Origin of the sequence: Streptomyces sp. NPDC048192 (genome assembly GCF_043202415.1) — a bacterium.
GTDB lineage: Bacteria > Actinomycetota > Actinomycetes > Streptomycetales > Streptomycetaceae > Streptomyces.
Genome location: NZ_JBIDAL010000005.1, coordinates 535355 through 546094 on the forward strand (window position 1 = coordinate 535355; position 10740 = coordinate 546094).

Consider the following 10740-nt stretch of genomic DNA (forward strand, 5'->3'; position numbering starts at 1 on the left):
AACTCGCTGACGCTGCGATCGCCCCACGATTACGTTACGTCACCCCACCGACATCAGGAACCGGCCGGCTTCAGCCCCCACTCCACCCCCGTCAGCTCCTCCGACAGGGTCCACAGGCGCCGGGCCGCCTCCGGGTCGCTCGCCGCCGGGCTGCGGCCGACCAGGGCGGGCGCGCCGCGCATCTCGCCGAGACCGGAGGGACCGACGTAGGACGCGCCGGGCAGGTCCTGGGTGGCCGCGTAGAGCGTGGGCAGGGCGCCCGCCCTGTCGCTCTGCGCGAAGACCCTGTTCCCGACGGAGAGGGCGGCCCGGGCCAGGGCGCTGGCGTGGTGGCTCTGGAGGTTGGTGGACGCGTAGCCGGGGTGGGCGGCCAGGGCGCGCACCGGGGAGCCGGCCTCGGAGAGGCGGCGCTGGAGCTCCAGGGTGAACAGGAGATTGGCCAGCTTCGACTGGGAGTAGGCGCGGGTCGGCGTGTAGCGGCCGCGCAGGTTTACGTCGTCGAAGTGGATCACTTTGTCGCCGTAGCGGTGGTAGGCGGAGGACACCGTCACCACCCGGTCCCGCACATGCGGCAGCAGCAGGTTGGTCAGCGCGAAGTGCCCCAGGTGGTTGGTGCCGAACTGCATCTCGAAGCCCTGCTTGGTGCGCTGCTCCGGCAGCATCATCACGCCCGCGTTGTTGATCAGCAGGTCCAGCGGGCGGTCCCAGCCGTCCGCGAACTCCCGCACCGAGTCCAGGTCGGCCAGGTCCAGGCGCCGCACCTCGGTGCTGCCGCTCACCTTCGCCGCGGCGGCGCCGCCCCGCGCGAGGTCCCGTACGGCGAACACCACGTGTGCCCCGGCGCGGGCCAGCGCCTCGGCGGTGGCGAGGCCGAGGCCGCTGTTGGCGCCGGTGATCACCGCCGTACGGCCGGTCAGGTCGGGGAGTCGGGTCGCGTTCCAGTTGTCAGCCATGCCCTCAAAGTAGACACCGACAACAATGCTGTCAATGACAACATCAAGTTACGATGGCGGGCATGTCCCCGTCGCCCGCCAGCCGCCCCTACCACCACGGAGACCTGCGCGCAGCCCTGCTCAAGAGCGCCGAGCGCACCCTGCGCGAGAAGGGCGTCGGCGCGCTCTCGCTGCGCGAGCTGGCACGGGACGCCGGCGTGAGCCACGCGGCCCCCGGCCGGCACTTCAAGGACAAGCAGGCCCTCATGGACGCCCTGGCGCTGGAGGGGTACGAGCGGCTGAACCGGGCCCTGGGCGCCGCCGCCGCACAGCCCGGACTCGCCTTCGAGGGGCGGATGACGGCCCTGGCCCGCGCCTACCTGGGCTTCGCCGTCGACCACCCCGAGCTGCTCGAGCTGATGTTCGCGCGCAAGCACGACCCCGACAGCTCCGACCGGCTCGCCGCCGCCGTCGACGAGTCCTTCGGCTCCCTCACCCGGATGGTCGCGGATGCCCAGGAGCAGGGCGAGATCATCGCCGGCGACCCCGAGCGGATCACCATGGCCGTCGCCGCGAGCCTGCACGGCCTCGCCGCCCTCATCGCCGCCTGCGCGCTCGACGCCGAGGAGACCCTGCGCGGCCTGGACGCACACGTCCACCTGCTGCTGCACGGCCTCAAGCCCCGCTGAGTCCGCCCCGGCGGCCCCCAGGGTCAAGCCGCGCCCAGCGCAGCCCCAGCACACCGTCATCGACCGGCAATCCGCCCACCGCCCCGGGTAACGCGGAGGTCAGGATCCCGAAAGCCCCTTGTTGTCGTGTGCTCAACAAGGTGATGGTCGCACCGGACCGGCCACCCCGTCGGGTCACGGGGAGCCGCCGGAGGAGGGGGGCGTGGGGTCCCCTCGGCGGCACGGAAGGAAGACGGGCCACGGCACCCGGCCGCGTCCCGTCTTCCTGCCCGCCTGCCGCGCCGGGGGCTTGGCCGGTTCCGGCGCCCGCCCCATGAGAACATCGTCCCGACGCCTCACCCGACCGGCCGTCAGAAACCGTGCCAGGTCGCAAGGGAGGACAACGACGGAACCACACGACAGGTTCCGGTCGGACCTCGTTGCCCGGCGTGACCTGCCGTGATACACAGAGTGACCGAACGCGCTATTCGTACGAAACCCGCCAGTCAATGACGTCAAGTCGACATACGCAGGCGGCGTTGTCGGCGACAATGAGGCCTGACCTCTGCACACCGCAGGGGGCGGACGGAACTACCCACCAGGGGCGGTGACTTACATGCTCTTTGCGGCCGACAAGGGAGACATCAACACCATCATCGGCGGAATCGCTCCGGACTGGGGCCCCTTCGGCAGCCTGGGCAACGAGGCCAAGGTGATGATCGAGGTGGTCATGGCCGTGGCCATCCTGCTCTGCCTCGGCATCGCGGTCTGGGGCGCGGCCAAACAGCGCATCGGCGCCACGGCCCTGCGCGACACCTTCAGCGCCGAACAGGGCAAGGGCCTGATCATCGCCGGCCTGACCGGGGTCTTCATCATCGGCTCCCTCGGCACCCTGTTCACGATCGTGTACGGCATGGCGGTCTAAGTCCCCGAAGGTTGCGTCTCCCTGATGTCGAGTCACCAGACCGCGCCCGCGCGGCAACCAGCACGGCTACCGTCGTACGCCTACGAGGGTGAGGGAGCGCGCACGCCATGACCTCCGGAGACGAGCAGGCCTACACCGACTACGACGACACCGGCCACACCCGCACCCGCCTCCCCGAACCCGACCCCTACGGCGGCGCCCCCCGCCGAACCCCCCACCGCTCCTCCTCCCGCTCCCTGGTCACCGTGGTCGGAGTGGTGGTCCTCCTCATCGCAGCGATCGCTTTCGCCAACAGGGGGGACGGGTCGTCATCCGACGGGTCGACGGCGAAGTCGGACAGGCCGGGGTCCGCTCCCACGGCACCCAGTGGCACGCGGCCCGTGGACACCAAGTCCGCCGGCGTACCGACGGTATTCGCCCACACGGAGCAGGGCGCACAGTCGGCGGCGTCCAACTACGCGGTGGCGCTGGGCTCGACGGACATGTTCAAGAAGAACAGCCGCGACAGGCTTCTGCAGCTCCTCTACACACCGGAAGCGGCGGCCAGACTCGAGGGCCCGATGGACCAGGCCTATTCAGCCGACTTCCTCGCCAAGATGGGCCTCGACGCGGCGGGCGACCCCCCGAGCGGCAGCACGTTCGTCTCCCGAGTGGTCCCCGTCGGCACGGCGGTGCAGCACTACACGGACAACGACGCCAAGGTCGCCGTCTGGTACCTCGGGCTCATCGGCATGGCCGGCAGTTCCTCGACCGACCCCGTCACCTCGTCCTGGAAGACGTGGACGTTCGACCTGCGGTGGTCCGGTGGCGACTGGAAGATCACCTCCGACGGCCAGAAGGACGGCCCCGCACCGGTTCCGGGCGACGACAAGGCCGCCACCTCCGACGAGATCAGCAAGGCCATCGAAGAGTACGGAGGGTTCACGTATGCCCGGTAGCCCGCGACGTGTGCTCAAGCTCGCCGGAGCCGTGACCGCCGTACAGACCACGGCCGTGCTGCTGGCCACCCGTGCCTTCGCCGCACCCTCTCCCACCCCTTCCGGCGGCGCGTCACCGTCGCCCACGAAGAGCAAGTACAACTGCGACGTCATCACCGGCGAGGCCAAGAAGTACTGCGAGCGAGGCAACACATCGAGTGGCTCCGGCGGTGCCAACGTCCCCGACGACTCCGCCCTCGACCCCCTGTCCTCCCTCGCCAAGGGCTGCGCCGAAGCCGCCTCCTGGACCATCGACAAGCTCGGTCACGCCGTGAAGGAGACCGCCAACGTCGACTTCACCAATCCCAAGTTCCTGCAGCAGTACGCCATCGTGTTCGCCGCGTCCACGATCCTCACGCTGCTGCTGTGGCTCCTCGCCGTCGCCAAGCGCGCGGTGCGCGGCGTGCCGTTGACCACCGCCATTTCGGAGGCCGTCGGCTTCCTGTGGCTGACGGTGCTGGCGTCCGCCTTCACCCCGCTGATCCTCTACACCGTCGTGTCCGCGACCGACGGAGTGACCGACGTCCTCGCCAGGGCCACCGGCGACCAGGCCGACACGTTCTTCGGCACCTTCTCCGGCGCCCTCGGCAAGGGCACCGACATCGGCGGCGGCCCGATCATGCTGATCGTCGTCTCCCTGGTCAGCATCCTCGCCGCCGGCGTCCTCTGGCTGGAGCTGGTCATCAGGGCCGCGCTCCTGTACGTCGGCGCCCTCCTCGGCACCGTCGTCTACGCGGGACTCGTCGACAAGAACCTGTGGGGGCACGTCCGGCGCTGGGCGGGCATCATGATCGCCGTCATCCTCGTCAAACCGGTCATCGTCATCGTCCTCGGGCTCGCCGGGGCGCTGTCCAGCGGCAACGGCCCCGACGCCTTCTCCGCCGTCGTCTCCGGCCTCGCCATCATCCTGCTCGCCATCTTCGCCAGCGCGATGATCTACCGCTTCGTCCCCGGCTTCGGCGACGAGATCGCCAACGGCCGCAGCAACCGCATCATGCAGGGCGCCGAGTCCAAGGCCGCAGCCGTCATCAGCTCGCCGGCCACCCTCGTCGCCCAGGGCATCAAGACCCACAGCACCCGCGCCGACAGCAACGGCACGGCAGGCGGGCAGAGCAGCACCCCCCGCCCCGCCAACCCCGCCACCGGCGGCGTCGCCGCCCACAGCAGCCGTACCCCCACCGGCGGCGGAGCCGTCCCCTCCGCCACGCCCGCGCCCCGCGCGCCCAGCCCGGCCAGCCCCGCCAACACCCCGCACGCCAGCAACACCCGCAACATCAACCGCACGGGAGGTGAAGGGCGTTGACGACCGAGTCCCACCTGTCCCATCCGGTCACGCCCCGCCGTACGTATCTCATCGGCCGCGCCCGGCCGAACGCGATCATCGGCCGGAACCGCGAGTCCGGCGAGATCGCGCTGATCATCGCGGGCGCGTTCCTCGGCATGATGTGCGGGCTCGTCGTCCCGGTGCTCTCCCTGCGCATCGTGCTGCTGATGGGGTTCCCGCTGCTAGCGCTCGCCGCCGTCTACGTGCCGTACAAGCGGCGCACCTTCTACAAGTGGTTCGAGATCAACCGCAGCTACAAGCGCACCGTCAAGCGCGGCCAGGCCGTCTACCGGTCCGCCGCCATGGAGGCCGGCACCCGGCTCGACGGGCGGGAGATCGAGGTCGGCCCGCCGCCCGGCATCGGCCGGATCACCTGGCTCGCCGCCCCCTTCGGGCCCGACGAGATCGCCGTACTCCTGCACGCCGACCGCAAGACCGTCACCGCCTGCATCGAGATCGAGGGCCCCGGCGTCGGCCTGCGCGACTCCGAGGACCAGGAAGCCCTCGTCGACCGCTTCGGCACGCTGCTCAAGCACGTCGCCAACGGAGACGGCTTCGTCACCCGCCTGCAGATGCTCGCCCGCACCCTGCCCGCCGACCCCGACGCGCACGCCAAGGACGTCGCCCAGCGCGGCGACCCCCGCTCCCCGGGCTGGCTCCAGCAGTCGTACGACCAGCTGCAGTCCATGGTGTCCACCAGCAGCGAGCAGCACCGCGCCTACCTCGTCGCCTGCATGCACTACACGCGCGAACTGGCCGCCGAGGCGAACGCCATGGCCCGCGCCGTCCGCGCCCGCGGCGGCAAGGTCGACCGGGACGCGGGGCTCGCCGTCGTCATGGCCCGCGAGCTGACCGACATCTGCTCCCGGCTCCAGGAGGCCGACATCCGGGTACGGCAGCCCCTGGGGCAGAGCCGGCTCGCCTCCCTCATCCACTCCATGTACGACCCGGACCACCCCATCGACCACATCCAGGCCATGACCAGGCGCAACGCCTGGCCGGCCGAGCTGGACGCCACGGAGCCCACCTACCTCCAGGCCAAGACCCGCGAGTCCAGCACCCGCGCCCCCTGGTGCCACGCCACGGCCTGGGTGAAGGAGTGGCCGATGACCCCGGTGGGCGTCAACTTCCTCGCCCCGCTGCTCGTCCACACCCCGGACGTCATCCGAACGGTCGCCGTGACGATGGACCTCGAGCCCACCGAGGTGGCCATCGAACGCATGCTGACCGAGAAGACCAACGACGAGGCCGAGGCGTCCCGCGCCGCCAAGATGAACCGCACCGTCGACCCGCGCGACGTCGCCGCCCACAACCGCCTCGACCAGCGGGGCGAGGACCTCGCCAGCGGCGCGGCGGGCGTCAACCTCGTCGGCTACATCACCGTCTCCTCCCGCAACCCGGACGCCCTCGCCCGCGACAAGCGGACGATAAGGGCCTCCGCCGGCAAGTCGTACCTCAAGCTGGAGTGGTGCGACCGAGAGCACCACCGCGCCTTCGTGAACACACTTCCGTTCGCCACCGGCATCCGAAGGTAGGGGCTGATTCGCCGATGCGGGATCCGCTGTCCGTCCTCACCGACGCCTTCACCTCCTTCCTCTTCGGGAAGGTCGAGACCACCCGGCTGCCGGTGCGCACCTCCACCGGCCAGGCCCAGGCGGTCTACCTGCCGACGGCCGCGCCCGGCCTCGGCGACTCCGGCGTCATCATCGGCCGCGAGGTCTACTCCGGAAAGGGCTACATCTACGACCCCTTCCAGCTGTACGGCCAGCAGCTCCCGGCGCCGCACTGGCTGGTCCTCGGCGAGTCCGGCAACGGCAAGTCGGCCCTCGAGAAGACCTACGTCCTGCGCCAGCTGCGCTTCAGGGACCGCCAGGTCGTCGTCCTGGACGCCCAGGGCGAGGACGGCGTCGGCGAGTGGAACCTCATCGCCGAGGAGCTGGGGATAACGCCGATCCGGCTGGACCCGACGGCCGCCCTGAACCACGGCATCCGGCTCAACCCCCTCGACCCGGCGATCACCACGACCGGCCAGCTCGCGCTGCTCCGGACGATCATCGAGGTCGCGATGGGGCACGGCCTGGACGAGCGGGCCGGCTTCGCGCTGAAGGTCGCCCACTCCTACGTCAACGAGTCGATCCTGGACCGCCAGCCGGTCCTCTCCGACATCGTCGAGCAGCTACGGCACCCGGAGCCGGAGTCGGCCGAGGCGATGAACGTCGCCATAGACGACGTACGCGCCTGGGGCCTGGACGTCGCGCTCGTCCTGGACCGGCTGGTCGACGGCGACCTGCGGGGCATGTTCGACGGCCCCACGACCGTCGGCATCGACCTGGACGCCCCGCTGATCGTCTTCGACCTCTCCCACATCGACCGCAACTCCATCGCCATGCCCATCCTCATGGCGATCGTCGGCGTGTGGCTGGAGCACACCTGGATCCGCCCCGACCGCAAGAAGCGCATCTTCCTGGTCGAGGAGGCCTGGCACATCATCAACAGCCCGTTCGTGGCCCAGCTGTTCCAGCGCCTGCTGAAGTTCGGCCGCCGGCTGGGTCTGTCGTTCGTCGCCGTCGTCCACCATCTGTCCGACGTGGTCGACGGCGCGGCGGCGAAGGAGGCGGCCGCCATCCTCAAGATGGCGTCCACCCGCACGATCTACGCCCAGAAGGCGGACGAGGCGCGGGCCACCGGCCGGGTGCTGGGTTTGCCGAGGTGGGCCGTGGAAATCATCCCGACACTGACGCCCGGCATCGCCGTATGGGACGTCAACGGCAATGTCCAGGTGGTCAAACACCTGGTCACGGAGACGGAACGCCCGCTGGTCTTCACCGACCGCGCGATGACCGAGTCCTCCAGCGACCTCATGGCCGACGACGCCCTGCGCGCCGCCGAGCTGGAGGCCGAGCAGCGGGCGGCGGCCTTCGTGGAACAGCATCTGGGCGACTCCGAGTCGACGGTGGCCTAGGGGCAGGGCAGCGACTTCAGGCACGGCAGGGGAGGAACGGGTGAGACCGGACGCTCGCGACCGCCGCGAGGACCGCCGGGAAGGGCAGGGCGGCATCCCCGACGGCCTCCTGGTCGGCATACTCGCGTTCCTCCTCGGCATGACCGTGCTGGTGTGGACGGCCACCGGCCTCGCGGCCCTCTTCTCCAAGGGCGCCTGGCCGCACGCCGTCACCTTCACCCGCACTCCGCTCGCCATGCGCCACCTGATCGGTGAGCCCCACGACCTCACCGGCGCCTGGCCCGACACCCCGGCGTCCCAGCTCTCCGGCTGGGGCCTGTTCTGGGGCCTGTTCATCGGCCAGCTGATGATCCTCTTCGTCCTCACCGTCTTCGTGATGGGCGTGGTGGCCAGATGGCGGGCGGGCAGGGCGCGGGCACGCGCCCACAAGGCGATGCCGGCGGCGCCGGAGCAACGGCACGAGGTACCGCTACCGCGTACGGAACCGCAGCGGGCCGAACCCGTCCCGGCGCCGGAGCAGCCGTCCCGGCCCATCACGGCGCCCGAGGCCACGGCGGCCCAGCCGCAACCGGTGCCGCAGACGCCGTTGGCGCAGTTGCCGGCGGAGAGCGGTCCGGTAGCCGCCGGTCCGGTGGCCGGTGACGCGGTGGGGCATGGCGCGGTGGGCGGCTGGGAGAAGATCGTCGTGGCCCCCAGGGAGGCCCGCCTGACGGCCGCGGCCCAGGCCGTGCGCGACGCGGAAGGCCCCGCCCTGGTCGTCACCTCGAACCCCGCGCTGTGGTCCGAGACGAAGGACGCCAGAGCCAAACTGGGGCCCACCCTCCTCTACGACCCCGCCCACCTCTGCGACACTCCGGCCCGCCTCCACTGGTCCCCCACCACGGGCTGCGAGGACAAACAGACCGCCGTGCACCGGGCCACCGCCCTGCTCGCCCCGGTGCAGCCCACGGCCAGGATCGACCAGGCGGTCGCCGACACCGCGCTCACCCTCCTGCGCAGCTACCTCCACGCCGCCGCCCTGGAGAACCGCACCATCCGCCATGTGCACCGCTGGTCCCAGGGCAACCAGATCCAGGACGCCGTACGCACCCTGCGCACCCACCCCAAAGCCGCCCCCGGGGCCGCCGGCGAACTCGAGGCCGCGCTCACCGCCCACCCCGAACGCCGCGACATCGCCCAGGAGCTGACCAGTCGCGCGCTCTCCGCGCTGTCCACGGTCAACATCCGCGAGGCATGCACCCCAAACCGAACTGATGCACTCGCCTTGGATTCCTTCGTGCACGAAGGGGGCACGCTTTATGTGGTCGGTGAATCCATCGAGGACCCCAGGAGCGATCCCGGTGCGATGCCGCTGCTGACGGCCCTCGTCTCGAGCGTGGTCGAGCGCGGCCGGCGCATGGCCGAACGGTCATCCTCCGGTCGGCTCGACCCACCACTCACGCTCGTCCTGGAGGACATCGCGGCCGTAGCCCCGCTCCCCCAGCTGCCCGACCTGCTCGCCTCCGGCGCCGACCGGGGTCTGCCCGCCCTGGCCCTGCTCCGCTCCCGCGAACAGGCCCGCACCCGCTGGCCGCACCAGGAGCTACCGGTCTAGGACGGCCACCGGTCCACGGCAGTTACCGGCTCAGGACGACCACCGGAGCACGAACTCCAGTTCGTCCTGCGACGCGTCCCGCACGAACGGCACGGCCACCCCGCTCGGCACGAACCCCGCCTTGCGGTAGGCGCCCTGGGCCCGTTCGTTGTCCTGGTGCACCAGCAGCCGCATCCGCTCGGCGCCCCGCTCCCGCGCCCACTCCACACCGGCGTCGAGCAGGGCCTTGATCAGCCCGTTCCCACGGTGTTCGGGCCGGACGTACACACCGACCACATGCCCCTGCCGGCACTCGACGGGATACCCGGCCCAGTCCTTGGTCCCGGGCTCCTCGATGAGCACGGTGACGGAGCCGGCCCAGTTCCCGTCGGGCGTCTCGGCGACGAACTGCCGGGCCGTCGTGGATCCCTCACCGGATCCGGTCGCCCGGTCCTGCCAGAAGGCGTCCGCCCGCGCCGCGCCCTCTTCGTACGTCTCCAAAAAGGCGAGGTGCGCGATCGGGTCCCGGAGCGCGTCCAGCCGCAGTTCCTTCACCCGGGGCCAGTCGTCCGGTCGTATGGCGCGGATGACGTAGTCACCGCTGGTCGAGGTGCTCATGAGGGCCACCGTAGTCCGGGCGGTTGTCAGCGGCACCCCATATTGTGGCCGCCATGACAACACTGACCCAACGTCCGCACACCGCACTGCTGGTCATCGACGTCCAGAACGGCGTGATGGTGCCGAGTTCGCCGTACCGCGACGACGTCATCGCCAACATCCGCACCCTCGTCGACCAGGCGCGCGCCGCGGGGACGCCGGTGGTCTGGGTGCAGCACCAGGACGAGCACCTGGTGCCGGGCACGGAAGGCTGGGCGTACGTCCCCGAGTTGAAGCGCCTCGACTCCGAGCCCCTCATCGCCAAGAGCTACCCGGATTCCTTCGAGGACACCGCCCTGGAGACCGCCCTGGCGGAGCGCGCGGTGGGGCATCTCCTCGTCGCTGGCGCCCAGACCGACTGCTGTATCCGCTCGACCCTGCACGGCGCTCTGACGCGGGGCTACGACGCGACACTGGTCGCCGACGCGCACACGACGGAGGACCTCACGGAGTACGGAGCGCCGGCCCCGGAGCAGGTCATCGCCCACACGAACCTGTACTGGAGCAACCAGCACGCGCCGGGCCGCCGGGGCGGAACGGTGAAGACAGCGGAGGTGAGCTTCTGAGAAACAGTCCTGGAAACGCAGAAAGGCCCACGCCGTGTGGCGTGGGCCTTTCCCAAGAATCGTTCGGCGGCGTCCTACTCTCCCACAGGGTCCCCCCTGCAGTACCATCGGCGCTGTAAGGCTTAGCTTCCGGGTTCGGAATGTAACCGGGCGTTT

The 10740-nt window shown here is 70.7% G+C and carries 10 protein-coding genes and 1 rRNA gene; 8 read left to right on the forward strand and 3 right to left on the reverse strand.

Annotated elements, in window-relative coordinates:
• Positions 1-53 precede the first annotated feature (53 nt).
• Positions 54-953 (reverse strand): oxidoreductase, encoded by a 900-nt coding sequence (locus ACGFZN_RS13295; protein ID WP_393858553.1) that lies wholly within the window; start codon positions 951-953, stop codon positions 54-56.
• A 53-nt stretch (positions 954-1006) separates the two neighbouring features.
• Here ACGFZN_RS13295 and ACGFZN_RS13300 point away from each other — a divergent pair, with 53 nt between their 5' ends.
• The 7 genes from ACGFZN_RS13300 to ACGFZN_RS13330 all read left to right on the forward strand — a co-directional run bounded on the left by ACGFZN_RS13300 (position 1007) and on the right by ACGFZN_RS13330 (position 9382).
• Entirely contained in the window at positions 1007-1621 is a 615-nt protein-coding gene (locus tag ACGFZN_RS13300; protein ID WP_393858554.1) for a TetR/AcrR family transcriptional regulator, read from the forward strand.
• Between the two features lie 595 nt (positions 1622-2216).
• The gene (locus tag ACGFZN_RS13305) at positions 2217-2525 is read left to right on the forward strand and encodes a hypothetical protein (protein WP_014673544.1); all 309 of its coding nucleotides are present in this window, start codon (positions 2217-2219) and stop codon (positions 2523-2525) included.
• A gap of 107 nt (positions 2526-2632) precedes the next feature.
• Positions 2633-3463: a hypothetical protein gene (locus tag ACGFZN_RS13310; RefSeq protein WP_393858555.1), complete on the forward strand. Its 831-nt coding sequence runs from the start codon at positions 2633-2635 to the stop codon at positions 3461-3463.
• Entirely contained in the window at positions 3453-4805 is a 1353-nt protein-coding gene (locus ACGFZN_RS13315; protein ID WP_393858556.1) for a hypothetical protein, read from the forward strand. The genes ACGFZN_RS13310 and ACGFZN_RS13315 overlap by 11 nt, the downstream gene beginning before the upstream one ends.
• Positions 4802-6361 carry an SCO6880 family protein gene (locus ACGFZN_RS13320; protein WP_393858557.1) on the forward strand — a complete coding sequence of 520 codons (1560 nt, stop codon included), beginning with the start codon at positions 4802-4804 and terminating at the stop codon, positions 6359-6361. The genes ACGFZN_RS13315 and ACGFZN_RS13320 overlap by 4 nt, the downstream gene beginning before the upstream one ends.
• Before the next feature lie 14 nt (positions 6362-6375).
• Positions 6376-7788, forward strand: coding sequence for an ATP-binding protein (locus ACGFZN_RS13325; RefSeq protein WP_393858558.1), 1413 nt, complete (start codon positions 6376-6378; stop codon positions 7786-7788).
• 40 nt (positions 7789-7828) lie between these two features.
• A complete protein-coding gene (locus ACGFZN_RS13330; RefSeq protein WP_393858559.1) occupies positions 7829-9382 on the forward strand; it encodes a type VI secretion protein in 1554 nt (517 codons plus the stop codon).
• 30 nt (positions 9383-9412) lie between these two features.
• Here ACGFZN_RS13330 and ACGFZN_RS13335 read toward each other — a convergent pair whose 3' ends face one another.
• Entirely contained in the window at positions 9413-9979 is a 567-nt protein-coding gene (locus ACGFZN_RS13335) for a GNAT family N-acetyltransferase (protein ID WP_393858560.1), read from the reverse strand.
• A gap of 53 nt (positions 9980-10032) precedes the next feature.
• On the opposite strand from ACGFZN_RS13335, the gene ACGFZN_RS13340 reads away from it, so the two are divergent.
• Entirely contained in the window at positions 10033-10584 is a 552-nt protein-coding gene (locus ACGFZN_RS13340; RefSeq protein WP_393858561.1) for a cysteine hydrolase family protein, read from the forward strand.
• A 61-nt stretch (positions 10585-10645) separates the two neighbouring features.
• Here ACGFZN_RS13340 and rrf read toward each other — a convergent pair.
• Positions 10646-10740: ribosomal RNA gene (gene rrf / locus ACGFZN_RS13345) — 5S ribosomal RNA — on the reverse strand; the annotation flags it as partial.

What these genes read in the sequence shown, in the direction of transcription:
- ACGFZN_RS13295 (WP_393858553.1), bottom strand. Translation starts at nt 953, where the DNA reads ATGGCTGACAACTGGAACGCGACCCGACTCCCCGACCTGACCGGCCGT.
- ACGFZN_RS13300 (WP_393858554.1), top strand. Translation starts at nt 1,007, where the DNA reads ATGGCGGGCATGTCCCCGTCGCCCGCCAGCCGCCCCTACCACCACGGA.
- ACGFZN_RS13305 (WP_014673544.1), top strand. Translation starts at nt 2,217, where the DNA reads ATGCTCTTTGCGGCCGACAAGGGAGACATCAACACCATCATCGGCGGA.
- ACGFZN_RS13310 (WP_393858555.1), top strand. Translation starts at nt 2,633, where the DNA reads ATGACCTCCGGAGACGAGCAGGCCTACACCGACTACGACGACACCGGC.
- ACGFZN_RS13315 (WP_393858556.1), top strand. Translation starts at nt 3,453, where the DNA reads ATGCCCGGTAGCCCGCGACGTGTGCTCAAGCTCGCCGGAGCCGTGACC.
- ACGFZN_RS13325 (WP_393858558.1), top strand. Translation starts at nt 6,376, where the DNA reads ATGCGGGATCCGCTGTCCGTCCTCACCGACGCCTTCACCTCCTTCCTC.
- ACGFZN_RS13335 (WP_393858560.1), bottom strand. Translation starts at nt 9,979, where the DNA reads ATGAGCACCTCGACCAGCGGTGACTACGTCATCCGCGCCATACGACCG.
- ACGFZN_RS13340 (WP_393858561.1), top strand. Translation starts at nt 10,033, where the DNA reads ATGACAACACTGACCCAACGTCCGCACACCGCACTGCTGGTCATCGAC.